This window comes from Paraburkholderia sp. GAS334 (assembly GCF_050436625.1).
Lineage (GTDB): Bacteria > Pseudomonadota > Gammaproteobacteria > Burkholderiales > Burkholderiaceae > Paraburkholderia.
The window spans coordinates 356,537-379,145 of the sequence record NZ_JBNDMO010000005.1; the positions used below are offsets into that span (position 1 = coordinate 356,537).

Here is a 22,609-nt window from a genome sequence, read left to right on the forward strand (position 1 = left end):
GAACAACCATGTTGAATGATGTGATCGAGCGTAACCGGGACGGCCTGATTCTGGTCGCGCGCGTCCTGCTGATGGTGCTGTTTCTGGCGTTCGGCTGGAGCAAGCTGACCAACTTCGGCGGCACGGTCGGCTATATGGGGTCGCTGGGCGCGCCCGCGCCGGTGCTGTCGGCGATCATCGCGGTGGTGATGGAAGTGTTCGTCGCAATCGCGCTGATTCTCGGCATCTTCACGCGGCCGCTGGCGCTGCTGTTCGTGCTGTACACGTTCGGCGCCGCGCTGATCGGCCACCACTACTGGACGATGGAAGGTGCCGAGCACATGGGCAACATGATCAACTTCTACAAGAACGTCAGCATCATGGGCGGCTTGCTGCTCCTCGCGGTCACAGGCCCGGGCAAGTACGCGATCGTGAAGAAGTAAGCGGTCAGGATTGACGGAGCAGTTCAGCAGGACGAAGGGACGCCAGTTGAAGTGGCGTCCCTTTTTTGTCGCCTTCCGGAGCCCTGTTCGGGGATAGAAGGTTCAAACAGACCGCATCGCCCGCCGGTAAGCCGTCGGCGTCGCGCCTGATGCTGCGCGAAAGCGATGGCTCAGATGGCTCGGATTCGCGTAGCCGCTATGAATCGCAACCTGTTCAAGCGGTAGCGCGGTCGTTCGCAGCAATTCGCGCGCGCGATCGAGGCGCTGCTGCGCGATCCACGCATGCGGCGGTAGACCAAACGACGTTCGGAACATCCGCGCCAGATGAAATTCGGACAGACACGCGACGTCGGCGAGATCGCCGAGTGTCAGCGGCTGGGTCAGATTCGCCTCGATATAGTCGCGCAGGCGCCGGCGCGTCGCCACCGACAATCCGCCCTTGTGTGCCACGTTCGTGCGCTGCACCGATTGCGCCTGCAGCAGCAGGCTCAGCACGTCGTGCGCGGTCTCGTTCGCACGCAGCCGCCCGTCGGGGTCATCCCACAGTTCGTTGGCGAGCGTCTGGCAAAGCTGCGCGATTTCGGCATGTTCGAAATACGTGCGATCGGCGAGCGTCAGTTCGCGTGGCTCGCGGTCGAGTTCCTGCACGGCGCGACGCGTGAAGTGCTCCGGCAGGAAGTACAGATGCATGAAGTGCATATGTCCGCGCACCCACCAGCGCGACTCATGGTCACCCGGCAGCGCGCACAGCCGGCTCGGCGCGCCATACAGACCCGGCATCTTCTGACGTTCCGTCCTGTAGCCGCCATTCAGATAGCACGAGAGCGTGTGATGGCCCGGCTGGTCGTAGATCGTTTCGGCTTCCTCGGTTTCGCGCCGCCAGATCGCGACTGCCAGCTGGTCGCCAAGCCACGCGAACCGCTCCAGCGTCGCGTTCGATTCGCCCAGCGTGCGGCACACCGAATGCAGGCCAAACGGCGTCTCGGCAAGGTCGATCACGGGAGCGGGCGGGTTCGGATTCACGGCTTTTAGCGCGGCGACAAGCAGGAAAGATGCACCGAGTATACGGGGAACACCTGAGCGCCGCTGACGCCGCCCGGAAAAGTGCGCAATCCTGGACAAGTCGCGCGACGCCCGCGGGCGCATAGTCGGGCTCCTGAATTCCCTCCCTTCTGCGCAAAACCTTATGAATCCGCTTCTCTACGCCGTGACCGTGCTGATCTGGGGCACCACGTGGATCGCCATCAAATGGCAACTGGGCGTGACGCCGCCGCCGGTATCGATCGCGCTGCGCTTCTGGCTCGCCGCGCTGGTGCTGTTTGCGATCCTGCGCGTGATGCGCCGCCCGATGTGGCCGCCGCGTGCCGCCTGGCGCTTTCTGGCCGCGCAGGGTCTTGCGCTCTTCTGCGTCAACTTTTTGTGCTTCTACTACGCCGAGCAGGTTGTGCCGAGCGGGCTCGTCGCCGTCGTGTTCTCGACGGCACCGCTCCTGAACTCGATCAACGGCAGGCTTTTCATGGGCCGCACGTTGCAGCCGACAGCGATCATTGGCGCGCTGCTTGGACTCGTTGGCATCGCGTGCCTGTTCGAGCAGCAGATGGCCCTCCACGCCGGCGACGTCGTGATGTGGCGTGGCCTTGGGATCGCGTTTCTCGGCACGATGTGCTTTTCGGCGGGCAATCTGCTGTCGAGCCGGATGCAGGGCATGGGTCTGCATCCGCTCGCCACCAACAGCTGGGCGATGCTGATCGGCGCGAGCGTGCTGACGGCCGGCAGTCTTGTCGCCGGGTTGCCTTTCGCGCTGGAACCGGGCCCGCGCTATCTCGGCGCGCTGCTCTATCTCGCGATTCCGGGTTCGGTGATTGGCTTCACCGCGTATCTGACGCTGGTCGGACGCATCGGGCCGGAGCGGGCCGCGTATTGCACCGTGCTGTTTCCGATCGTCGCGCTTGCGTTGTCGACGGTGTTCGAAGGATATCGATGGTCCGCGCTGGCGATTGTGGGGCTGGTGCTGGTTGTCGCGGGCAATCTCGTTGCCTTCGATATGACGCGGCGTATTTTCGTGGGACGGCCCGCAAAGCGGGCAGCGTAGCGCGCCCGCAGCGAAGCAGCCCGCCGCGAACGGCGCTGGTTCTAGTCACGCTTTTCCGGTGGATAAATCAGCGTGCCGTCGGTTTGCGCCTGCGCGCCGGGCGTCATCGTCGCCGGATCCACGTGGTGGGCGCCCATGATGTGCAACACGGTTTCGCCACCCGCGAGCAGATAGTCGGTGATGATGCGTCGATGGCATCGCCACCACACCGCCTCCGAGCACATCACCGCGCAGCGCGTCTGGTGGCCCGTTGCGAGCAGCGTCGCGAGGCCATCGCGGAATGCGTCCGTCATCGCGTAGTCGGCGTAGTTGCGGAACGCCGGATGTGTCCAGTAACCATTCGGCGAAGGCTCGGGCGCGTGACTTTTGCTGCGCCGTCCGCCGAGTTCCGCGACGTGCAGATAGCCAATCTGCTCGACGGCAAGCGCGTCGGGCAGCGTGTCACGATTGAATTGGGGATTGGTGCGCGAACGCGGAATGCTGCGCACATCGACCAGCATCCCGACGCCCGACTCCTTCAACATGCCGATGAATTCGGGCAGCGGATGCGTCGAATGGCCGATCGTGAAAAACGGAAGCGTCATCGCAGATCAGGACTTCGGCAGCCGCTTTTCATACACGCCTTCGAGTTCCGCGAAGATCGCCCAGAACGACGGCGTCGGCCGCTCGGTGAGCCGGTCGTCCAGCACCGCGAGATGGGCATGCCAGCCGCCGGACACGCCGAGTTGCTGCTGCGGATTCGGCAGCTTTTCGTGCGTCAGCACGAGGCGCACGCGCTCGCCCGCCTGCTTCAACTCGATCAGCACTTCCGACTGCCCTTCCTTCTCGTCGCCCCATGTGAAGGCGAGCAGATGCGGCGGCTCGAAACGCGTCACGCGATGACGCGACACATGGCCCTTGTCATACTTGCGATAAGGCTCGGGCGTCGGCGCCGGATCTGACGACAGATTCCGGTGATTGAAGTGCAGTTCGAATTCGCCGCCTACGTAGAGCGGCATCACGCCCGATGCCAGCCACTGGCCGCGTTTCTCCGAATCGGTCAGGTACGCCCAGACCCGCTCGATCGGGCCTGGCAGCAACCGCTCGAAGCGGATCACCTGGGTGCCCAGCGCCACGCCATAGTCGTCTTCGTTCATTCGTGTTCTCCTTTCTGTTCTGGCTCATCAGGTTGGGAAGGTTGAGAACCTGCGTCACGCTCACTGGCTTCGCGCAGCAGTCCATCGAGTACACCGAGGTGTGCGGTCCAGAACCTTTCGTAGAAGCGCAGCCATGCATCGACAGCCGCGAGCGGCCCTGCCTCGATCTGGCAGACGTGCGAGCGCCCGTCGATGCGCCGGCGGATCAGCCCCGCGCCTTCGAGCACCTTCACGTGCTTGGACGCGGCCGCGAACGACATGTCAAACGGCGCCGCGAGTTCGCGGATATTGCGTTCTCCAGTGGCCAGCTGACGCAGCATCGCGCGACGCGTCGGGTCGGACAGCGCACGGAAGACGCCGTCCAGAGCGGAATCGGATTGGATCATGCAGGCGAGTATAGGAAGACAACGCGCATTATTCAACCAGATGGTTGAATATTATCCTACGGTGCATGGTCTGGCCTCAGGTGGCCTTGCGCTAGTGCTTCGGTGCGGTTTGCAGACGCTGAACCACCGCGTCGGAGATCTGCTGTGCGGTGTGCGTGATCATGGTGGCTTCGTCGTGGCCCGCGAGCACGAACTTTGCCGCGACGACATACGGATTGAGCTTGATGGCGGCGCCTGGCTTATGTCCGCCCGATCCGCTGTCGACGTCTTCATACAGCGGCGGCTGGCCCGGCGTGGCGAGATCGTCGATGGCCACCGCGACCTGCAGACTGCCCTGCCCCGCGCCGAAGCCAACAACCGCACGCTTGATCCGGTTGCCCTCGTCGACGCTCAGGAAAACGCCGTGCACCAGCCAGCCCTTATCCGGCCGCGCGGCGCCAGGCGCGAGCCGCCGTGCGTCCACGCCGGCCTTCGTCAGATCGGCGGTCAGTTGCCCGGCCATCGAGGCGACGATCTTTTGGGCGTGTGCCTGCGGATCCTGTCCCGGCATCACCGGGCCGGTCGGCAACAGGCCGCCGATCAGGCGCCGGGCGCGCTGCGGCCGGCTGTCGTCAGGTTTGACGGCGGCGGCGTCGAGATCGAAGTCGGCAACGTAGACGACACTGGACGGAATCGGCGTGCCTGAAGAATCAGCGGCAAGGCTTGTGGTGGCGACCGCTGCGAGCCAGCACGAGATCAAGGCGATGCACCGCCAGGAGGTTTTCATTGCCTGACTCCGCAGCTGTTATGCAGACGCGGTCATCGTACATGGCGCGGACGTTCAGCGGACCTGCACTCCCGCCAGCGTTTACCCGACGGCCGCCCCAGGCAGCGCGCGCTACTTCAGATCCTTGAGCAGCGAGGCGCGAACGCCAGCCTCGATCGTATAAAGCGGCACCGGGTAGTTCGGATGATCGCTGCCGATCCTGAGCGCTGCGCCGTCGCGCAGACGCGCCTTCATCGAAGGCGTCAACTCGAAGCGCACGAAATGCACCGCTGAAGTTTTCTCGGCGTTCTCACGCTCCATGTCTTCGTCGGCGATTGCGTACACGGGCGCTTCGCCATCGACCTGCACGAACACGCGATCCTCGATGCCGATCAGTCGCGCCAGCGCGGCGTGTCGTTCGATTTCGTTTTCGTACTCGATCTGCATCGTCGCTTTCAGGTTGCTGCCGTCCGGCACGAGCGGCAGATACGCGTCGAGCTCACCCTGAATGCCCGCTTCGTCGAAGATTTTCTCGATGTGGAGCATTTCCTGGATCTGATAGCGGATCGTCGTTTCGTCCTCGAACAGGAATGTGACGTGATTGCCGAGCGGAACGGTACGCTCCTTCTTGTGTTCGATGACCTGCTCGCGCATCGTTTTGCGCGACTTCGCATACGTTTCCAGCGACAGCAGCGAATTCCTGGCAATGCTCATGGCGTGCCTCACGTTGTCGGAGTCAGATGCTCAGATGCCGTACGCCTTGCGCAACAGCGTCAGCGGATGCGCGAGCTGCGAGCGGCGCAATCCGTTCTCGTCGATACCCTGTTCGATGTGATGTCCTGCAAGCTGGCAATCGGACGAAATGTAATCAGGCTCCGCCTGCGCCATCGCCTTGAAAACCGGCGTACCGATCTTCATCGCCATCGCGTGAAACTCCTTCTTTACGCCGAACGTGCCCGCATGGCCCGAACAGCGCTCAACGACGGTCACTTTCGTATCGGGCACGAGCGACAACGTTTCGAACGTCTTGCGCCCGATGTTCTGCACGCGCGCGTGACATGGGACGTGATATGACACCTTGCCGAGCGCGGTCTTGAAGTCGGTCTTCAAAAGGCCGTCACGATGGCGCGACACGAAGTATTCGAACGGGTCCCAGAACGCATCGCTGACGGCACGCACGTCTTCGTCGTCGGGAAACATCAGCGGGAGTTCGTGCTTGTACATGAGCACGCAGCTCGGAATCGCGCCGATGATCGCGTAGCCTTCGCGCGCGTATTTCGCGAGCACGGGCATGTTCTTCTCTTTCTTGCCCGCGACGCCTTGCAGATTGCCCTGTTCGAGCAAAGGCATGCCGCAGCACGCCTCGCTCGCGACGAGTTCGTAAGGAATCTCGTTGTGCGCGAGCACTGCAAGCAGATCGTGCCCGATACCAGGCTCATTGAAATTCACGTAACAGGTCGCGTAAATCGCAACCTTGCCGGGCGTGCGCTCGCCATCGCGCACGGGCTTTTTCGGAGATTCCTGCGCAGCGCTGCGAAACTTGCGCGCAGCGAAATCAGGCAACCACGCCTTTTTGTCGACGCCCAGCGCCTTTTCCATCACACCGCGCGCGGCCGCCGTGTGATTCACGGCGTTGACGGTCTGCGTAACGACCGGAATGCCCGCGAAGTGGCCCAGCGCATCCGTGTTGGAGAGGAATTTATCGCGCAACGGCACATCGCCGCGCCGGTAATCGACCGCCTTCGCGCGCAGCATCAGATGCGGAAAATCGACATTCCACGGATGCGGCGGCACGTACGGGCATTTCGTCATGTAGCAGAGGTCGCACAGATAGCACTGGTCGACGACCTTGCCGAACTCGCGGGTGTCGACGTCGTGCGCTTCGCCACTATCCGTTTCGTCCACGAGATCGAAGAGTGCCGGAAACGCGCCACATAGCGACACGCAGCGCCGGCATCCAGCGCAGATGTCGAAGACGCGCGACAACTCCTTGTCGAGCGATGCCTGATCGTAGAACCCGTCCGAGAGCCAGTCGAGCGGATACCGTGTGGGCGCCTCCAGACTGCCTTCCTTATGCGGCATGGCGTCGAGCTCCTCCTGTGCGAAAGCGATGCGATCGGACGAAGCGGCACCGCGCCGCGCAGCGCGCGCGGCCTCGACCGGACGCGCCGCACGTGCATACTGCATGCAATGCGCATGTGCGATGCGTGCCTGCGTAAGCGGCGTCGATTCAGACCGGCAAGCAGAGCCTGTCAGTCCACCAGCGCTTCGAGTGCCTTCGTATAGCGGTTCGCGTGACTGCGCTCGGCTTTGGCCAGCGTTTCGAACCAGTTCGCGATTTCATCGAAACCTTCTTCGCGCGCTGCTTTCGCCATGCCCGGATACATATCAGTGTACTCGTGCGTTTCGCCGGCAATCGCGGCCTCGAGATTCAGGCGCGACGGACCAAACGGCAAACCCGTTGCCGGATCGCCGGTCGCTTCCAGATATTCGAGGTGACCATGTGCATGGCCAGTCTCGCCTTCGGCGGTCGAACGGAACAGCGCAGCAACATCGTTCTGTCCCTCGACGTCGGCCTTGGCTGCGAAATATAGATAGCGACGGTTTGCCTGGGATTCGCCGGCGAACGCGAACTTCAGATTCTCTTCGGTTCTGGAGCCTTTGAGCTGTGACATCTGTTGCCTCCATCCGTACCTGTATTGTGGGTGCGCGCCGGACGTTTATCGTCTCTTTACGCGCCTCGAGCGCACGAGCCGACGCCGCGCGTCTCATCGTGCCTCTCTAAATCTAGAGGTTGCGCAACCCCTTCCCCAATTGTGTTTTTCAATGCCGTCGATAGCCAGAAACTGGCGTTTTTACGCATTTCGCATCGCTCTGCCAGGCAATTTCTGCAATAGCCAACGATTGCCGACGATTGTCGCCGCGAAGTAGTACCGCAGCAAAAGCATTTCGTAACAAGTGCGTGATGCAGTTTGCGGGAACGTCTTGCTAAAGCGTTGCTCCGACCTAGACTGGAAGGCATCCAGGCCTTCACGTTGTCTTTTCGTTGGAGCTTTATATGCGTCTTACGATCTTGATCAACGGGTCGGATCCCAGCGTGAACCACGATTACGCTGTCCTCTGGCTCGACACGGATCAGCACCGATGGTCCAGAGAATCACATCAGGGCATTGACTTTCCCGCCTGGGGCGAACTGCGTGACGTCGATGGCGTCACGATGCTGTGCGCACCCAGCGACGACGCGCCGCTTTGCACGCTGCGCGGATTACACGTCGACCGCAAGCAGCGCGTAAGCGCCGCGCAGGGTTCGGCCGCGTGGTCTTCGTCATCGGCGCACAAGCCGATGAATGGGTATTGGCGGCTTCAGGCCGTCGATCGACAGCCTGTGCACGCTGAACACGGCGTGTTCGACAGCTGATCTGATCTGACACGGGGGGGCCAGCCGCGCCGCCCCCGCTTTGCTGCGTTAGCACCAGTTAAAAGGCAGTATTCGCGCAGGTCGCGAACCTGATGCCGTTGCGTGCCCAGCCGGTAGTCGACATATCGATCGCGTCGCCGTCCGCGAGGTCTTCCGCGTGATGGCGGTAATTCAGACCGATTGCAATCATCTGACGAATGCCGGCAACTGGCGCGCCCAGAAGGCCGGCGTTCTCCACGAGCGGGCGCTTCTCCGGGCCGGACGAGGCGGAGTCGAGGTCATCATGTGATCCTTAGAACGCGTAGCGCATGCCGGCAAACACACTGCGGCCCGAGCCTGGATAGAAAATGGCGGTGCTGCTCACCGTGCGAGCGTCAGCAACGGTGCCGATGTCGCTCACATAGCGTTTGTTCGTCAGGTTGCGTGCATCGACGAACACTGAAACGCCATTGCGAAAGTCCATACCCGCCTCTACGCCGAGCAGCGCGTAGCCGGGCACGCGCAACGTATTGGCATCGTCAGCCCATGCGCCGGCGGGCACCCAGTCGACACTCGTCGAGATGTGAAAACCGTCTGGACGGGAATAACCGAGCGATGCACGCAATACATTCACCGGCACGCCCGCGATGCGATTCGAGCCATATTGCGGATCGTCCTTGAAGCGGAAGTCGCTCAGGTTCCAGAGTCCCGACAACGTGACCTTGTCGCCCGCTCCCGCCCGCACGATGTCGCGGAAGAGATCGACCGACGCAGCCGCCTCGATCCCCTGAATGACCGTCCTGTTCGCATTGAACGTCGAGGCGGGAATGTCCGGGCCGGTCGTGTACTGAAGCAACTGGTCGCGCACAATCGAGTGATACGCGGTGAGATCCCAGCTCACGCGGTCGCGCGTTCCCCGCGTGCCGAGTTCAAGCGTCCACGCATGCTGCGACGAGAGTGGCGTGAAGCGCGTCGTTTTGCTGAACGTCTGCGTGAGGTCGCCGAAGTCCGGTACATCCTGACTGCGCGTGATGTCGACGAACGCCTGAATGTCGCTGTTCGCCTGCCACAGCAGGCCGATCCTGGGATTCAGTCCGTTAGACGTCTGGCTCGTCGACCTGTAGGTCGGATCGGCCGCCAGTCCGCCGTGATCGACGTATTGCCGCACATCGCGCAGTGCCTTGATACCGGCCATCAGCGCGACCGTCGGCAGAAAGAACAACCGGTCCTCGACGTAGGCTTCATAGTTGTAGGCGCTCTGCGTCGCGTCGAGCGTCTGCGCGCCGCGCGAACCGGAGAGATTGACGTATTGCCTCGCCTGCGTATTGCCACCAAAGAAGCGTGCTCCAGCAATCACGTCGTTGCGCAGACCGCCCAGATCGAGCGTCGCCGTGTAATGCGGCGCGATGCCGTACGTCCAGCCGTCCTGATCGATGACCTGGAAGATCGGGTGGTAGAGGCTCTTGTGGATCGCCCATGTGTCGATATCGAGCTGACCGACGTCGAGCTTCACAGTCGTACGGTTGGCGATCCGCTCCGTGCGGGTATTGCGCGCCTGGTCGCCGGAGAGTGCGCTGGCCGCCGCCTTTGTCGGGTTGTTCAGTGCGTCGGAGAGCGTGAGCGTGCCGGGCAGTTGCTGATCGACGATATAGGCGCCGAGATAGAAGCGCGTCTCGACGCGCGGATTGAACCGGTAGCCGACGTTCGCGTTGAACTGCTCATACTGGCCGCGTTCGTGCTGGCGGAAACCGTGGGCATGATCGACGGTGAAGGTACCGATGAAATCGAGCGGCCCCACGACGCGCGAAAACTGGGCGCTGCCGCGTACCGTTCCGTAGCTGCCGCCTTCGAGCCGCACGATGTTCGGCGCAATTGCGGTGTACGCCGTGGGCGTCAGGAAATCGATGGCGCCACCGGGCGTCGAGGATCCGTATGCGAGGCCGTTACCGCCTTTGTAGACCTCGGTGGCCTGAAGCGCGAGCGGGTCGATCTGATAGTAGTCGCCACTGCCGTCCGCGAGATTGGTGGGGATGCCGTCCTGAAGGATTTCAAGTCCGCGCGTGTGATACGAGCGCGCAATGCCCGAGCCGCGAATCGAAAGACGCAGTTCCTGCCCGTAGCGGCTCTGTACAAAGACGCCCGGGACATCCTTCAGGACATCGCGCAACGTGAATGCGTAGGTATTCGCATATGACTCGCTGTCGACGAAGCCGACCGAGCCGACTGTCTCGTCGAGCGTGCGCTTCTGCTCACCGGTGGATTGAGAGGTCAGCGAACGCGTGACAGTGCCGTGGACGATCACCGCAGGCAGCGTGTCGCCGTTCTGCACATTCGCAGGATCGGCGGTCTGCGCGAGCGCCTGGGTTGCGAAAAGCGCAGCCACACCTGAAAGCGCCCCGCGGCGTCTGGATAGCCGGAACATCATGTTGGGTCTCGTTGATTGAATAGCAGTTGTTCGATGACGAATGAGCGCGAGCCGTGAGCGCGCGTGAGCGCGCAGGCAGCAGATGCGCGAACGCCGCTGTGGCAGACAGCGCGTGCAGGATGGCGAGATCAGGTCGCGGCCATGCGATTGCGGTTCGAACAAACGCGCGAACGTGCAAACGCATCGCGACGCAGCACGTGCATCGCTATCGGCCGGCTGGAATCAGGAGGAGAGCGGCGGGGCGCGAGGTTGCGCCGAAGTGAGGGGAAGGACGCGACGCAGGCTTTCGAAACGCGTCGTTGCGCGGTGCTGGATGATCCAGACACGGGCTTCGAACGTGGTCAGTGCCGTTGGAAGCACTGGCGCATGCGCGAAGAGATTGCAGTATCCGCATGCCTGCAGATGCGACATCGTCGTGTGCGATGACGACGTGTCGCCGGCATCGTGAGTCGTCGCTTCGGGTTGTGCGGAACAGTTCAGGGACAACAGCGCATCCACGCGTTCCTCTGCCGCAATCGCCTGCGATATCGTCGGGGCGAGCGTGACCATCAGGATTGCGAGCAATCCGAGGATACTGCCGATCTTCTGAAGACCAGGGCGCAGCATGCGTGGGCGTCGTGAACGGTGTCAGAAAAATGAGCGGCGATTATGCCACGCGACCGTTGCAGCGGTCATGCAGCTGACCACTGGTTTTCATAGGCGTGAATTGCCATGTTGTCCACGCTGCACTACGCCGCACCGGATCTGAACCGCTAGTAAGGCGTGGAAACCCTGAATCGCTCGTTCCAGTTATCGACGTATGCCTTCACGATCTTTTCGTCGCCTCGAACCAGAAACCCGTTCTCGGCGTTGCGCTCTTCAGCGGACCTTGTGAAGTTGAACGAGCCGGTGAACACGCTCGCGTTGTCGAACACCATGATCTTGTTGTGCGCGATCGCAGGCCTCGTGTCGATCACGACAGGAATGCCCGCGTTGCGCAGGAACGTCGCGCTCGAATATCGCTGCGAAACCTGGCTCTTGTCCAGAATGACGTGAACGTCCACGCCCCGGTCTTTGGCGCGCTTGACGGCCGAAGCGATCGGCGCGCTCGTGAACGAATAGGCCTGAATCAGCAGACTGCGCCGGGTGTTGTTGATTTCATCGACGATCAGGTCCTGACAGCTTGCGCCGTTCGGCACGAAGCAGACCTTATACGAAGCGCCCGACGCGAATGGCGCGGCGGGTTCAGTGCGCGAAAAGAGTTGTTTGCCCCACGTGGCCAGCGAAGAATCGGCATGGGCAGCAGGAATCGAAAACGCTAGAGCGACGACGGCGAGGATACGGAGATGCATGCGATGTTGATGTTCTGTTTGTGCCGTTCGGGTGAGCGCGAAAGTATATCGGTATCGCAACGTCTTCGCGACTGCTTCTGGCACGTGCGCGCCTCGATTGTGTCGGGCGTATGCGCAAAAGAGCCGCGGTCCTGCCGACTGTGGCTCTTCTGGTTTTAGCCGGGCAATGCGCCGTTACGTTTTGTCACCAGAAGGACGTCAACTTGCGTCATCTGCCCGACGTTAAACCGGCAGCGCTGACCACTTACCCGGCGCGATAAAAAGGAGTCACTCAATGAAGACCATTTTCGCTGCGCTCGCTTCCGCCCTGCTCGTCTCGACAGCATTCGCCCAGACCACCGCGCCCGCTTCGGCGCCCGCGGGAACAGAGGCGCATCTGAAGGCATCGACGGCCGACGGACTAAAGACGGACACGACTGCCGGCAGCAAGACGACTGCTGCCGCGCCGGCCGCAAAGCACGCGTCGACCGCCAGGACCCACACGAAGGTTGCGCACAAAAAGCATCCGTCGGACGCAAATGTGGCAAAGGCGAAGACTGACTCCAGCAAGGCGGCGGATGCCACGCAGGTCAAAGCAAAAACCGATGCCAGCAAGACACCTGACGCTACGCAGACAAAAGCAGATAACACCAAGGCCGAGACGACTAAAACCCAATAACGTTATCGGCCAGACGTCTTCCGTTGCGCCGATTTAAACGGAAGATGTCCCTCGCGGGCGAGTCGCAAGACTCGCCCTTTTTCGTTTCAGGCGATGAATGCGCGCTTGTCCGGCAAAAACCGGCTCCGGTCATTATCGACGGCAACGCTGCATCGAAAATCGATTTCGCTATAACGCAGTTAAAACGTGCCGCGCAACGCAGGTTGACGGCAAGTCGAGGAAAGACTCGAATTCATTGAGCGGTATCTGTGCGAGATTGTCGACTACCCGAAGGTTTGAAAATCGCATTGCACGCGATGATGAAGACCTCGATCTGGAGACGTCGCCCATGAGAACACTCACAGAACAATTGACCCAGTACGCGGCTTATCACCGTGACCGCCGCAATATCGCCACGCATTTTGTCGGCATTCCGATGATCGTGCTCGCCGTCGCCGTGCTGCTGAGCCGGCCCGCGTGGAGCTTCTCCGCGTTGCCCTTTCCGCTTTCGCCCGCGTGGCTGCTGCTGGTCGTCACGACGCTGTACTACCTCGCGCTCGATGTGCCGCTCGGCATCATGACGGCCCTGGCATTCGCGCTGTGCCTTGTGGTAGGCCAGTGGCTCGCGGCGCAGTCCACGCTGACGTGGCTCCTAGCGGGTGTGGGCCTCTTCGTGGTCGGCTGGGTGTTCCAGTTTGTCGGCCACGTCGCGTATGAACATCGCAAGCCGGCGTTCGTCGACGATCTGATCGGCCTCGCGATCGGCCCGCTCTTCGTGCTCGCCGAAGCGCTATTCGCCTTTCGATGGCGGCCGGCGTTACGCGAGGCGATCGAGGCACAGGTCGGCGCGACGCGCATCAATCCCGCTGTGCCCGCCGCGCCGCAACGACGCTAACGCGGCGCGAAACGCACCAGCCGCACGCCGTGCAGCGCTGTCAGCGCGACGGCGATCCAGATCGGCCCGTAGGTGGCCAGTTGCGCAGCGGAGAGCGTTTCGCCAAGCAACGTCACCGATACGATCACGAGCAGCACGGGCTCGACATAGCCGAGGATGCCGAACAGCGCCATCGGCAGCAGCCGGCTCGCTTTCAGATACGACGCGAGCGCCGCGGTGCTCAACGCGCCGAGCCCGGGCAATAACAGCAACCACATGTCGTAGCGGCCGTGGAGCAGCGCCAGTGAGCCGCCTGTCGAGACGAAAGCGATCGCAACGGGAAACAGCAGCATCACTTCGAGCGCGAACGCAGTCAGGGAATCCGCGTTGATTTTGCGGCGCAGCACGAAATACGGCGGATAGCCGAGCGCGACGAGCATCGTCGGCCATGAAAATGCACGCGTCATCCACAGTTCATGCGCCACGCCCACCGCCGCGCACGCAACTGCCAGCCATTGCAGCCCGTCGAGCCGCTCGTGGTAGTAAAACCGGCCGACGAGCACCATCATCAGCGGCAACAGAAAATAGCCGAGCGAGACTTCGAGCATGCGGCCGTGCAGCGGCGCCCACAGGAAAACCCACAACTGCAAGCCAAGCAGCGCAGCGCTGATCACGAGCGCAATCCCGATGCGAGGGTGTTTCACGGCGCGCGCCGCCAGTTCCCGCAATTGCGGTATCCGTCCGCGCAACGCGATCAGAAGCAGCGCGCCGGGCACGGTCCAGATGATTCTCCACGCAAAAATATCGAGGCCCGTCAGCGGCACGAGCAGTTTCGCGTAGGCCGACAGCAGCGCAAACAACGCCGAAGCGCCGACGGACAACGCGATGCCACGCCCCGGTTCGTACTGGTTCATCGGCCGACCGTCCGCAGTGGCGCAGTATTCAAGGCGCTCAACGCATTCAGGCAAGCACACGTCGTGCCGCGCATGAAGGCGGCGTCTTTCATTTTCATCGCAGGAATTTATCCAGGCGGGCGGCAGGCACAACTGTCACCGCCCGTAAAGGCAAGCCCGCATTCTAGACGCCTCGCCGCCATCAACGCCTGCATTTATTCCGTGCGCATCGGCGCTCGATGAACTAGAACGTAACTTCATCCCTTGCCGTCATGTCTGGATGCCCAGTCGTTCCGAACTGCCTTGAGCGTGTGCCAAGCGCGTTTCTTGCTTGAAGGCACGTCTTTTTCCATCATCTGCGCGGGCCCGTTACCCGCCTTTCCGATGCGTGCGTCACCGATGCGCGCAAACCGCACGGCCAGCAGCCACCACCGAAAAGAGGAACACTGCATGACTCAGCCTGCGCTATTGCAAGAAATAACGCCCGGATTTGCCGTCGAGATCCGCGCCGGCCTCACAAAGACACCGCAGAAGGAATTGCCCTCGAAATATCTGTATGACGAAGTGGGCTCCGCGCTCTTCGAAGTCATTACCGCGCTGCCCGAATACGGCGTCACGCGTTCGGAAGAACGTCTGCTGACGCGTCACGCCACCGACATCGTCGCGCAGCTTTCACCGGATGTGACCGTCGCCGAACTCGGTAGTGGCAGCGGTCGCAAAACGCGCCGGATTCTTGAAGCACTGTGTAAAAAGCACCCCACGTCTTACTGTCCGATTGAAATTTCGCGCACCGCCTTGCAATTGTGCCGGCGCGAACTCGGCGATATCGAGCGGATTTCGATCGTCGGTTATGAGAAGGACTATCTGGCGGGGCTCGCGGAAGTCAGCGCAAAACGGCCCGACGGTGAGCAGCTGCTGGTTCTCTTTCTCGGCAGCACGATCGGCAATTTCGGGCGGCTCGCTGCGACGCGCTTTCTGCGCGACATTCGCACGATGCTCAAGCCCGGCGACGCGCTGCTTCTCGGCACCGACCTCGACAAGCCAGTTCCGACGCTGGTCGCCGCCTACGACGATCCGATCGGCGTCACGGCGGCGTTCAACCTGAACCTGCTCGCGCGGATCAATCGCGAACTGGGCGGCGATTTTCCGCTCGATGCGTTTGAACATGTCGCGCGCTTCAATCCGGAAGTACGCAGTATCGAGATGCATCTGCGCGCGAAACGTCGCGTGACGGCGCACGTGGCGGCCGCGAGGCTCACGGTGACGCTCGAGGAAGGCGAAACGATCTGGACGGAAAGCAGCCACAAATACCGCGCGGACGAAGTCGGCCCGATCGCGGGCGATGCGGGCTTTACCTGCCAGCATCAGTGGATCGAACGCGACTGGGGCTTTGCGGAAAGTTTGCTGGTGGCGCGATAGCGTTGTGGTTTTGCGCGGCGCGGCATGAACGCGCCGCGCAGTTTCGGTCAGTGCTGCTCGAAGCGCTCGTAGCGCTTTTCCGTCGACCGTTCTTCGCCGGTGACTTCGGTCACGCGCGCGGCCGGCGGCCCGTGACGCAGCCACGACAGCATCCGGTCAACCTGATTGGCCGCGCCCTGCAGCATCGCTTCGACGGAACCGTCGTCGAGGTTCGCCACCCATCCCTTGATGCCGAGCGCGTGCGCCTGGCGCACCGTCGCGTGACGAAAGCCCACGCCCTGCACAAGGCCGCGCACGTGCACGTAATACGTTTCGATTCGTGAATCCAGATCCGGCGCAGTCATGTGGACCTCTCCTGACTATCTTTTCAAGCCGGCATTCTAGTCGCCCCGCCGAATTGATGCTGGACGGAAACGAGTCCGCGGCCGCGCTCCGGTGACCGCATCGCGCGCTCCACGTACAATCCGTCGACCATTCAACCGGCGCTGCCCGCTATCCGCCGCTCACGCGAACGAAAAATGCCGCGCGCCATGCAGGGAAATCGTAACGAATGACCGATCAGAATCGCGATCTGGTGCTCGTCACCGGTGCCTCCGGCTTTGTCGGATCGGCGGTGGCGCGCATCGCGCAGCAAAAGGGTTTTGCCGTGCGCGTGCTGGTGCGCGCGACGAGTCCGCGGCGCAACGTCGAAGCGCTCGACGCAGAGATCGTCGTCGGCGATATGCGCGACGAAGCGTCGATGCGTGCCGCGCTGCGCGGCGTACGCTATCTGTTTCACGTCGCCGCCGACTATCGTCTGTGGGCGCCGGATCCGCTCGACATCGAGCGCTCGAACCTCGAGGGCACCGAGGCGACGATGCGCGCCGCCTTGAAGGAAGGCGTCGAACGCATTGTCTACACGAGCAGCGTGGCCACGCTGAAAGTGACGAGTTCCGGCCAGTCCGCCGACGAAACCTCGCCGCTGACGCCGGAAAAAGCGATCGGCGTGTACAAGCGCAGCAAGGTGCTGGCCGAGCGCGCGGTGGAACGCATGATTGCCAGCGACGGGCTGCCTGCCGTCATCGTCAATCCGTCGACGCCGATCGGTCCGCGCGACGTCAAGCCGACGCCGACCGGCCGCATCATCGTCGAGGCGGCACTGGGCAAGATTCCAGCCTTCGTCGATACGGGTCTGAATCTCGTACACGTCGACGATGTTGCCGCCGGGCACTTCCTCGCGCTGGAGCGCGGCAAGATCGGCGAACGGTACATTCTGGGCGGCGAAAACCTGCCGCTGCAGCAAATGCTCACCGACATCGCGAACCTGACCGGCCGCAAGCCGCCGACCATCGCGCTGCCGCGCTGGCCGCTGTATCCGCTGGCCGTCGGCGCGGAAGCGGTGGCGAAGATCACGAAGCGGGAGCCGTTCGTGACGGTCGACGGTCTGAAGATGTCGAAAAACAAGATGTATTTCACGTCGGCGAAGGCGGAGCGCGAACTCGGCTATCGCGCGCGCCCCTATCGCGAAGGGTTGAGCGATGCGCTGGAGTGGTTCAGGCAGGCCGGATATCTGAAGGCGTGAGCGTCGCCGCCGTACGGCACGAACACGCACTTTGTTACAACGTCGGCCGTTCGGCGTCAGTTCAAGGCCGCGCGCAGCGGTTAAAATCGCCGGTCTTACCAGAGAAAGCCTCGCATGAATCTTCAAGAACAGATTGGCGCGCTTGAAACGGGCGTCGATCAGCTCAATCAGCTCATTCAGGTCGCGCTGGCCCCGAAAGCCGCGGCCACCGCAGAATCCGTTGCGGAAACGGCGCCGTCAACGGACGCGTCTGCTCATTCCGCTGCGTCGGCTGAGCCTGTTGATCAGGCCGCTGGATCGCCGGAATCCGCTGAACCCGCCGCTGAACCCACCGCCGGTGAAAAGCCGACGCTGAGCATCGCCCGTCCGGCGCAGAACGAAATCACGATGACGATTGGCGGCCAGACGGTCTCGCTGCGCCCCGAGCAGGTCGGTCAACTGATCGAGGAACTGGCGAACGCGCGCGCGTCGATGACGCCCGAGCCGCCGGGTGGCCTGCCGCCGGGCTGGCGTTTCGTGTCGACGAAGAATCCGGTGATGGCTGCGCAGAAGCAGTCCAACGGCGACCGTCTGCTGGTGTTGCGTCATACCGGCCACGGCTGGGTGCCGTTCACGTTCTCGCCGGAAATGGTCGTCCAGATGTACGCGATGCTGACGCAGCGGTGATGCGCGTCCGACGCTTCTAGTGCTTCTCACGCCCGCGCAGCATTCCTCGCCTGCCGGGATGTCTCCAATGCCGGCAAGGCGCCGCTCGCGCCTGTGATGCGCAGGCGGCGCGTTGCGCGCCGCCATCCTGCCTATCGTTCCTGCACTGGCGCCTGAACCCGCGACTTCCACTGACCGCCCTCGCCGCGCCAGTAACGCACCGCCGACGCAAACGTCGCGCCAACGTAGAACAGCGCCACCAGCGGCAGGAACGGCGCCCACAGCGGCGAACGTCCGTAATACCGGAGCATCGGCGCGTAGGCGCAGCACATGAGCGCCCAGGCGAGCCACGCCGGCCAGCCGACCGGCCCGAGCACGAGCGCCGCGACCGGCGGAATCAGATAGATGATCGTCATGCCCGCCAGCGTGCCGGCCAGCAGCCAGCCGTTATAGCGCAGCTGCGTGAACGCCGTGCGCGCGATCATGTTCCAGATGTCCTTCCAGCTGTCGTATGGACGCAACGAGATGCTGCGCGCCGCAACATCCAGCCGGATCGGATGACGCCCTTCGCCCCGGTGCTTGATGCGCGCCGCCAGGCTGCAATCGTCGATCAGTTCGGCACGGATCGATTCGATGCCGCCGGCTTCCTCGAGCGCGGTGCGGCGCACCAGCATGCAGCCGCCAGCCGCTGCCGCCGTCTTGTTGCGCGGGTTGTTGACCCACGAAAACGGATACAGCTTGGCGAAGAAGAACACGAATGCCGGAATCAGCGCCTTTTCCCAGAACGAGTCGCAGCGCAGCCGGACCATCAGCGAGACGAGATCGCGCTTTTCTTCGTCAGCCCGTGCGACGAGCTGCGTCACGGCATCGGCGGGATGGCCGATGTCGGCGTCGGTGAGAAGCAGGTAGTCGGCGGGAAAGCCGAGCGTCTTCACGGCTTCGATGCCCTGCGATTGCGCCCATACCTTGCCCGACCAGCCCGCCGGCAACGGCTTCGCGGTCAGTACCGTCAGGCGGTCCGGACACTGAAGCTGCAGCGCGGCCGCACGAGCGGCGTCGGCGGTGCCATCGGTGCTGTGGTCATCGACGACGATCACGTGAAACGCGCCCGCGTAGTCCTGACCCAGCAGCGAAGCGACCGCACGGGCGATCACGTCGGCTTCATTACGGGCGGGCACGACGGCGGCCACCGCGGGCCAGCCGCCGGCGTCACGCGGCTTTGCCGGCAGCGGCGCCGCGGGACGCGCCCGCCAGAAGCCGCCACGCGCGAGCAGCAGGACGCCCCAGATCAGCAGGGAAAGACACGAAAGCGCAAACAGAACCAGCATCATGCGTTGCCCTCAACCGATAGTGCCCGCCCGGAAGCGCGCGAGCGCAGTGCCTCAGGCAGCAACCTGCCAGCGACGGGAATGTATTTGAAGCGATCGACGTCCATCCAGCGAGCCTTGAAATGCATCCGGTAATCCGGACAGTGAAGAGGCCCATCAAGCAGCCAGCGATGCGGCCGTTATAAGCAGATACCGCAGGGCCCAATAGTTTAAGGGTTCCGCACCTATGCTGCACCGAGTCATTCTTGCCACAACAGGTTGTGGTATCGGATATGTCCTGGAAAGCACGTCTCGCCCGATAGCGTTAGAATGCGCGTTTGGTTTTCGGTGTACCGGCCTTTCGTCGGACTTAACACACCATCTAATATGATGTCGCGGCGATAAGGTCGTTTTTACCGACTTCTTCGAAACCCGCGTCAGTCGGAGTTCGCCTGCCTATGCGAGTCATCCTTGCTCAACCCCGCGGCTTTTGTGCGGGTGTTGTCCGCGCGATCGAGATTGTCGATCGTGCTTTGCTACAACATGGGGCGCCCGTTTATGTGCGCCACGAAATTGTCCACAATCGTCATGTGGTCGATAACCTGCGCCGGAAAGGCGCCCGCTTCGTCGAGGAACTCGACGAAGTGCCGCAAGGCGCCGTCGCGATTTTCAGCGCGCACGGCGTCGCGCAGACCGTCGAACGGGACGCGGAACAACGCGGCCTCGACGTGCTCGACGCGACCTGCCCGCTCGTCACGAAAGTGCACGTGCAGGGTCGTCAGTACGTCGCTGCCGGCCGCACGTTAATTTTGATCGGTCATGCTGGTCACCCGGAAGTCGAAGGGACGATTGGTCAGATTCCGGGCAAGGTGCTGCTCGTGCAGAGCGAAGCCGAAGTCGGCACGCTCGACCTGCCGCTCGACACGCCGCTCGCGTACGTCACGCAGACCACGCTGTCGGTCGACGACACACGTGGCATCATCGACGCGCTGTTGCGGCGTTTCACCGACATTGTCGGCCCGGATACGCGCGACATCTGCTACGCGACGCAAAACCGCCAGGCGGCGGTGCGCGAGCTGTGCACGCTGGTCGATGTGCTGCTGGTCGTCGGCGCGACGAACAGCTCGAACTCGAACCGTCTGCGCGAAATCGGCAGCGAAACCAACGTGCCGAGCTACCTCGTCGCCGATGGTTCCGAAGTGCGGCCGGAGTGGTTTGCAAATGCGCAGACCGTCGGCATTACGGCGGGCGCGTCGGCGCCAGAAGAAATGGTTGAAAACGTGATCGATGCGCTGCGCGCATTGGGGTCCGTCGATGTCACGACGATGGCGGGCCGTGAAGAAAAAGTTGAATTCAAGTTGCCGTTGAAGCTGACGCAACCACTCGCTGCACGCGAAGTTTAAGGAGGACGTCTTGTCTATTCCGCTGCTACAGAAAGTCCGGGTTGGCGCATACATCATGCGTCAGCACCTCGCAGGCAACAAACGCTACCCGCTCGCACTGATGCTGGAGCCGCTGTTCCGCTGCAATCTCGCCTGCAATGGTTGCGGCAAGATCGATTATCCGGATCCCATCCTGAACCAGCGTCTGTCGCTGGAAGAATGCCTTGGCGCGGTCGACGAATGCGGCGCGCCGGTCGTTTCGATTGCAGGTGGCGAACCGCTGCTGCACAAGGAAATGCCGCAGATCGTGAAGGGCATCATGGCGCGCAAGAAATTCGTGTACCTGTGCACGAACGCGCTGCTGATGGAAAAGAAGATGGACGACTACGAGCCGAATCCGTATTTCGTCTGGTCGGTTCACCTTGACGGCGACAAGGAAGCGCACGATCACTCGGTGTCGCAGGAAGGCGTGTACGAGAAGGCCGTTGCTGCGATCAAGGAAGCGAAGCGCCGCGGTTTCCGCGTCAACATCAACTGCACGCTGTTCAACGACGCCGTGCCGGAACGCGTCGCTGCCTTCTTCGACACGCTCGGCCCGATGGGTGTCGACGGTATCACGGTGTCGCCGGGCTACGCGTACGAGCGCGCGCCTGACCAGCAGCACTTCCTGAACCGCGACAAGACCAAGCACCTGTTCCGCGAAATCTTCAAGCGCGGCAACAACGGCAAGAACTGGTCGTTCAGCCAGTCGAGCATGTTCCTCGACTTCCTGGCCGGCAATCAGACATATGAATGCACGCCGTGGGGCAACCCGGCGCGCACGGTGTTCGGCTGGCAAAAGCCGTGCTATCTGGTCGGCGAAGGTTATGTGAAGACCTTCAAGGAACTGATGGACACCACCCAGTGGGAAAACTACGGCACCGGCAACTACGAAAAGTGCGCGGACTGCATGGTCCACTGCGGTTTCGAAGCGACGGCCGTGATGGATACGGTCACGCATCCGCTGAAGGCACTGAAGGTCGCTATCTCGGGCCCGAAGACGACCGGCGCGTTTGCGAAGGACATTCCTTTGGACAAGCAACGTCCGGCGGAATACGTGTTCTCGCGTCACGTCGAGATCAAGCTGGAAGAGATCGGCCGTGCGGGTAAGGGTAAGAAGGTGGAGCGGGCAGCGACGGCAGCCTGAGCCGCGGCGGTTTTCTCTGCCTTGATAAGAAAGGCGCAACGGTTTAGCCGTTGCGCCTTTTTCTATTCAGGGAGTTGGATAGAGTGCCGGCGGACACGGCCTGGCACGGCGCGTAATGTGCAAAGCGTCCGGGCTCTGGTCGATCAACCCGCGCCACGCGCGTTGTGCTGCGTCAGAAACTTGATCAGACCATCCACGCCACCCTTCGCAAGTTGATCCGCGAACTGGGTCTGGTACACCTGGATCAGCCACGCACCCATCATGTTGATGTCGTAAATCTTCCAGCCGCTGGCCGTCTTTTCCAGCCGGTAGCCGACCGAATCGTCGCCGCCGTTACTGATGACGTGCGTCTGCACGACGGTGTCCTTGTCGCCCGGTGCGGCCGTCGACGGCAGGAAGTTGAACTTGACGTCCTGATCGCGCAATTGCGACAACGAAGCGGCGTAGGTGCCCACCAGCAGCTTCTGGAACTGCTCGTACAGCTGCTTCTGCTGTTCGGGCGTCGCGGTTGTCCACGCCTTGCCGACCGCGATACGGGTCGTGCGCTGGAAGTTCGTCGACGGTACAAAGTGCGCCTCGACGACCTGAGTGATCTTGCTCATGTCGCCACCACGCGCCTGCGGGTCGGCCTTCATCGCGCTGACCGTGCCTTCGACCGCGGCTTTCACGACCGCGTCAGGCGCGGTTTGTGCGAAGGCCGCTGTGGACATCACGGCGGCCACGAAAAATGCAGACAGATAACGTTTCATACGCTCTTCAGGACAGGGAAGA

General features: G+C 62.4%; 26 protein-coding genes. 10 read left to right on the forward strand and 16 right to left on the reverse strand.

Features of this window, described 5'->3' with window-relative positions; genetic code table 11:
- Nucleotides 1-8: 8 nt before the first annotated feature.
- Entirely contained in the window at nucleotides 9-422 is a 414-nt protein-coding gene (locus P3T21_RS12535) for a DoxX family protein (RefSeq protein ID WP_429256243.1), read from the forward strand.
- A gap of 102 nt (nucleotides 423-524) precedes the next feature.
- Here P3T21_RS12535 and P3T21_RS12540 read toward each other — a convergent pair whose 3' ends face one another.
- Nucleotides 525-1,445 (reverse strand): helix-turn-helix domain-containing protein, encoded by a 921-nt coding sequence (locus tag P3T21_RS12540; RefSeq protein ID WP_429256244.1) that lies wholly within the window; start codon nucleotides 1,443-1,445, stop codon nucleotides 525-527.
- Between the two features lie 163 nt (nucleotides 1,446-1,608).
- On the opposite strand from P3T21_RS12540, the gene P3T21_RS12545 reads away from it, so the two are divergent.
- Nucleotides 1,609-2,514 carry a DMT family transporter gene (locus P3T21_RS12545; protein WP_429256245.1) on the forward strand — a complete coding sequence of 302 codons (906 nt, stop codon included), beginning with the start codon at nucleotides 1,609-1,611 and terminating at the stop codon, nucleotides 2,512-2,514.
- A gap of 41 nt (nucleotides 2,515-2,555) precedes the next feature.
- Here P3T21_RS12545 and P3T21_RS12550 read toward each other — a convergent pair whose 3' ends face one another.
- The 7 genes from P3T21_RS12550 to P3T21_RS12580 all read right to left on the reverse strand — a co-directional run bounded on the left by P3T21_RS12550 (nucleotide 2,556) and on the right by P3T21_RS12580 (nucleotide 7,456).
- Nucleotides 2,556-3,098, reverse strand: a complete 543-nt coding sequence (locus P3T21_RS12550) for a DUF488 family protein (protein WP_429256246.1) — start codon at nucleotides 3,096-3,098, stop codon at nucleotides 2,556-2,558.
- A 6-nt stretch (nucleotides 3,099-3,104) separates the two neighbouring features.
- Entirely contained in the window at nucleotides 3,105-3,650 is a 546-nt protein-coding gene (locus tag P3T21_RS12555; RefSeq protein ID WP_429256247.1) for an SRPBCC family protein, read from the reverse strand.
- Nucleotides 3,647-4,036: an ArsR/SmtB family transcription factor gene (locus P3T21_RS12560; RefSeq protein WP_429256248.1), complete on the reverse strand. Its 390-nt coding sequence runs from the start codon at nucleotides 4,034-4,036 to the stop codon at nucleotides 3,647-3,649. The genes P3T21_RS12555 and P3T21_RS12560 overlap by 4 nt, the downstream gene beginning before the upstream one ends.
- Before the next feature lie 91 nt (nucleotides 4,037-4,127).
- Complete coding sequence (locus P3T21_RS12565) at nucleotides 4,128-4,802, reverse strand: DUF4410 domain-containing protein (protein WP_429256249.1); 675 nt, start codon at nucleotides 4,800-4,802, stop codon at nucleotides 4,128-4,130.
- 111 nt (nucleotides 4,803-4,913) lie between these two features.
- Entirely contained in the window at nucleotides 4,914-5,495 is a 582-nt protein-coding gene (locus P3T21_RS12570) for a DUF3501 family protein (RefSeq protein ID WP_429256250.1), read from the reverse strand.
- 30 nt (nucleotides 5,496-5,525) lie between these two features.
- The gene (locus P3T21_RS12575) at nucleotides 5,526-6,863 is read right to left on the reverse strand and encodes a heterodisulfide reductase-related iron-sulfur binding cluster (protein WP_429256322.1); all 1,338 of its coding nucleotides are present in this window, start codon (nucleotides 6,861-6,863) and stop codon (nucleotides 5,526-5,528) included.
- Nucleotides 6,864-7,033: 170 nt separating this feature from the next.
- Nucleotides 7,034-7,456 carry a rubrerythrin family protein gene (locus P3T21_RS12580; protein ID WP_429256251.1) on the reverse strand — a complete coding sequence of 141 codons (423 nt, stop codon included), beginning with the start codon at nucleotides 7,454-7,456 and terminating at the stop codon, nucleotides 7,034-7,036.
- A 383-nt stretch (nucleotides 7,457-7,839) separates the two neighbouring features.
- Between P3T21_RS12580 and P3T21_RS12585 the strand changes: the two genes are divergently transcribed.
- Nucleotides 7,840-8,199, forward strand: coding sequence for a DUF3564 domain-containing protein (locus P3T21_RS12585; protein WP_429256252.1), 360 nt, complete (start codon nucleotides 7,840-7,842; stop codon nucleotides 8,197-8,199).
- 58 nt (nucleotides 8,200-8,257) lie between these two features.
- On the opposite strand, the gene P3T21_RS12590 is transcribed toward P3T21_RS12585, so the two are convergent.
- From P3T21_RS12590 to P3T21_RS12605, 4 genes are all read right to left on the reverse strand, one after another.
- Nucleotides 8,258-8,437, reverse strand: a complete 180-nt coding sequence (locus tag P3T21_RS12590) for a hypothetical protein (RefSeq protein ID WP_429256253.1) — start codon at nucleotides 8,435-8,437, stop codon at nucleotides 8,258-8,260.
- A gap of 54 nt (nucleotides 8,438-8,491) precedes the next feature.
- Nucleotides 8,492-10,600 carry a TonB-dependent receptor family protein gene (locus P3T21_RS12595; protein ID WP_429256323.1) on the reverse strand — a complete coding sequence of 703 codons (2,109 nt, stop codon included), beginning with the start codon at nucleotides 10,598-10,600 and terminating at the stop codon, nucleotides 8,492-8,494.
- Nucleotides 10,601-10,825: 225 nt separating this feature from the next.
- Nucleotides 10,826-11,209: a DUF2946 domain-containing protein gene (locus P3T21_RS12600; protein WP_429256254.1), complete on the reverse strand. Its 384-nt coding sequence runs from the start codon at nucleotides 11,207-11,209 to the stop codon at nucleotides 10,826-10,828.
- A gap of 146 nt (nucleotides 11,210-11,355) precedes the next feature.
- Nucleotides 11,356-11,934 (reverse strand): phospholipase D family protein, encoded by a 579-nt coding sequence (locus P3T21_RS12605; RefSeq protein ID WP_429256255.1) that lies wholly within the window; start codon nucleotides 11,932-11,934, stop codon nucleotides 11,356-11,358.
- Nucleotides 11,935-12,208: 274 nt separating this feature from the next.
- Here P3T21_RS12605 and P3T21_RS12610 point away from each other — a divergent pair, with 274 nt between their 5' ends.
- Both P3T21_RS12610 and P3T21_RS12615 read left to right on the forward strand, forming a co-directional pair.
- Nucleotides 12,209-12,592 (forward strand): hypothetical protein, encoded by a 384-nt coding sequence (locus P3T21_RS12610; RefSeq protein ID WP_429256256.1) that lies wholly within the window; start codon nucleotides 12,209-12,211, stop codon nucleotides 12,590-12,592.
- Between the two features lie 328 nt (nucleotides 12,593-12,920).
- The gene (locus P3T21_RS12615) at nucleotides 12,921-13,466 is read left to right on the forward strand and encodes a DUF962 domain-containing protein (protein WP_429256257.1); all 546 of its coding nucleotides are present in this window, start codon (nucleotides 12,921-12,923) and stop codon (nucleotides 13,464-13,466) included.
- Here P3T21_RS12615 and rarD read toward each other — a convergent pair.
- Nucleotides 13,463-14,359, reverse strand: a complete 897-nt coding sequence (rarD, locus tag P3T21_RS12620; RefSeq protein WP_429256258.1) for an EamA family transporter RarD — start codon at nucleotides 14,357-14,359, stop codon at nucleotides 13,463-13,465. The genes P3T21_RS12615 and rarD overlap by 4 nt on opposite strands.
- A 429-nt stretch (nucleotides 14,360-14,788) precedes the next feature.
- Between rarD and egtD the strand changes: the two genes are divergently transcribed.
- Nucleotides 14,789-15,757 carry an L-histidine N(alpha)-methyltransferase gene (gene egtD / locus P3T21_RS12625; RefSeq protein ID WP_429256259.1) on the forward strand — a complete coding sequence of 323 codons (969 nt, stop codon included), beginning with the start codon at nucleotides 14,789-14,791 and terminating at the stop codon, nucleotides 15,755-15,757.
- Nucleotides 15,758-15,804: 47 nt separating this feature from the next.
- Here egtD and P3T21_RS12630 read toward each other — a convergent pair whose 3' ends face one another.
- A complete protein-coding gene (locus P3T21_RS12630; RefSeq protein WP_429256260.1) occupies nucleotides 15,805-16,101 on the reverse strand; it encodes an acylphosphatase in 297 nt (98 codons plus the stop codon).
- Between the two features lie 206 nt (nucleotides 16,102-16,307).
- Between P3T21_RS12630 and hpnA the strand changes: the two genes are divergently transcribed.
- A complete protein-coding gene (gene hpnA, locus P3T21_RS12635; RefSeq protein ID WP_429256261.1) occupies nucleotides 16,308-17,318 on the forward strand; it encodes a hopanoid-associated sugar epimerase in 1,011 nt (336 codons plus the stop codon).
- 114 nt (nucleotides 17,319-17,432) lie between these two features.
- The gene (locus P3T21_RS12640) at nucleotides 17,433-17,984 is read left to right on the forward strand and encodes a hypothetical protein (protein WP_429256262.1); all 552 of its coding nucleotides are present in this window, start codon (nucleotides 17,433-17,435) and stop codon (nucleotides 17,982-17,984) included.
- Nucleotides 17,985-18,115: 131 nt separating this feature from the next.
- On the opposite strand, the gene P3T21_RS12645 is transcribed toward P3T21_RS12640, so the two are convergent.
- Complete coding sequence (locus P3T21_RS12645; protein ID WP_429256263.1) at nucleotides 18,116-19,294, reverse strand: glycosyltransferase; 1,179 nt, start codon at nucleotides 19,292-19,294, stop codon at nucleotides 18,116-18,118.
- A 434-nt stretch (nucleotides 19,295-19,728) separates the two neighbouring features.
- On the opposite strand from P3T21_RS12645, the gene ispH reads away from it, so the two are divergent.
- On the forward strand, nucleotides 19,729-20,673 hold the full coding sequence (gene ispH / locus P3T21_RS12650) for a 4-hydroxy-3-methylbut-2-enyl diphosphate reductase (protein WP_429256264.1): 945 nt from the start codon (nucleotides 19,729-19,731) through the stop codon (nucleotides 20,671-20,673).
- Nucleotides 20,674-20,683: 10 nt separating this feature from the next.
- Nucleotides 20,684-21,838: an adenosyl-hopene transferase HpnH gene (gene hpnH / locus P3T21_RS12655; protein WP_429256265.1), complete on the forward strand. Its 1,155-nt coding sequence runs from the start codon at nucleotides 20,684-20,686 to the stop codon at nucleotides 21,836-21,838.
- 143 nt (nucleotides 21,839-21,981) lie between these two features.
- On the opposite strand, the gene P3T21_RS12660 is transcribed toward hpnH, so the two are convergent.
- The gene (locus P3T21_RS12660; RefSeq protein WP_429256266.1) at nucleotides 21,982-22,587 is read right to left on the reverse strand and encodes an MlaC/ttg2D family ABC transporter substrate-binding protein; all 606 of its coding nucleotides are present in this window, start codon (nucleotides 22,585-22,587) and stop codon (nucleotides 21,982-21,984) included.
- Nucleotides 22,588-22,609: the final 22 nt, after the last annotated feature.

Excerpts from the sequence above, each read along its gene's own strand:
- P3T21_RS12535 (WP_429256243.1), top strand. The coding sequence starts at position 9 with ATGTTGAATGATGTGATCGAGCGTAACCGGGACGGCCTGATTCTGGTC.
- P3T21_RS12545 (WP_429256245.1), top strand. The coding sequence starts at position 1,609 with ATGAATCCGCTTCTCTACGCCGTGACCGTGCTGATCTGGGGCACCACG.
- P3T21_RS12550 (WP_429256246.1), bottom strand. The coding sequence starts at position 3,098 with ATGACGCTTCCGTTTTTCACGATCGGCCATTCGACGCATCCGCTGCCC.
- P3T21_RS12555 (WP_429256247.1), bottom strand. The coding sequence starts at position 3,650 with ATGAACGAAGACGACTATGGCGTGGCGCTGGGCACCCAGGTGATCCGC.
- P3T21_RS12560 (WP_429256248.1), bottom strand. The coding sequence starts at position 4,036 with ATGATCCAATCCGATTCCGCTCTGGACGGCGTCTTCCGTGCGCTGTCC.
- P3T21_RS12565 (WP_429256249.1), bottom strand. The coding sequence starts at position 4,802 with ATGAAAACCTCCTGGCGGTGCATCGCCTTGATCTCGTGCTGGCTCGCA.
- P3T21_RS12570 (WP_429256250.1), bottom strand. The coding sequence starts at position 5,495 with ATGAGCATTGCCAGGAATTCGCTGCTGTCGCTGGAAACGTATGCGAAG.
- P3T21_RS12575 (WP_429256322.1), bottom strand. The coding sequence starts at position 6,863 with ATGCCGCATAAGGAAGGCAGTCTGGAGGCGCCCACACGGTATCCGCTC.
- P3T21_RS12580 (WP_429256251.1), bottom strand. The coding sequence starts at position 7,456 with ATGTCACAGCTCAAAGGCTCCAGAACCGAAGAGAATCTGAAGTTCGCG.
- P3T21_RS12585 (WP_429256252.1), top strand. The coding sequence starts at position 7,840 with ATGCGTCTTACGATCTTGATCAACGGGTCGGATCCCAGCGTGAACCAC.
- P3T21_RS12595 (WP_429256323.1), bottom strand. The coding sequence starts at position 10,600 with ATGTTCCGGCTATCCAGACGCCGCGGGGCGCTTTCAGGTGTGGCTGCG.
- P3T21_RS12600 (WP_429256254.1), bottom strand. The coding sequence starts at position 11,209 with ATGCTGCGCCCTGGTCTTCAGAAGATCGGCAGTATCCTCGGATTGCTC.
- P3T21_RS12605 (WP_429256255.1), bottom strand. The coding sequence starts at position 11,934 with ATGCATCTCCGTATCCTCGCCGTCGTCGCTCTAGCGTTTTCGATTCCT.
- P3T21_RS12610 (WP_429256256.1), top strand. The coding sequence starts at position 12,209 with ATGAAGACCATTTTCGCTGCGCTCGCTTCCGCCCTGCTCGTCTCGACA.
- P3T21_RS12615 (WP_429256257.1), top strand. The coding sequence starts at position 12,921 with ATGAGAACACTCACAGAACAATTGACCCAGTACGCGGCTTATCACCGT.
- rarD (WP_429256258.1), bottom strand. The coding sequence starts at position 14,359 with ATGAACCAGTACGAACCGGGGCGTGGCATCGCGTTGTCCGTCGGCGCT.
- egtD (WP_429256259.1), top strand. The coding sequence starts at position 14,789 with ATGACTCAGCCTGCGCTATTGCAAGAAATAACGCCCGGATTTGCCGTC.
- P3T21_RS12630 (WP_429256260.1), bottom strand. The coding sequence starts at position 16,101 with ATGACTGCGCCGGATCTGGATTCACGAATCGAAACGTATTACGTGCAC.
- hpnA (WP_429256261.1), top strand. The coding sequence starts at position 16,308 with ATGACCGATCAGAATCGCGATCTGGTGCTCGTCACCGGTGCCTCCGGC.
- P3T21_RS12640 (WP_429256262.1), top strand. The coding sequence starts at position 17,433 with ATGAATCTTCAAGAACAGATTGGCGCGCTTGAAACGGGCGTCGATCAG.
- P3T21_RS12645 (WP_429256263.1), bottom strand. The coding sequence starts at position 19,294 with ATGATGCTGGTTCTGTTTGCGCTTTCGTGTCTTTCCCTGCTGATCTGG.
- ispH (WP_429256264.1), top strand. The coding sequence starts at position 19,729 with ATGCGAGTCATCCTTGCTCAACCCCGCGGCTTTTGTGCGGGTGTTGTC.
- P3T21_RS12660 (WP_429256266.1), bottom strand. The coding sequence starts at position 22,587 with ATGAAACGTTATCTGTCTGCATTTTTCGTGGCCGCCGTGATGTCCACA.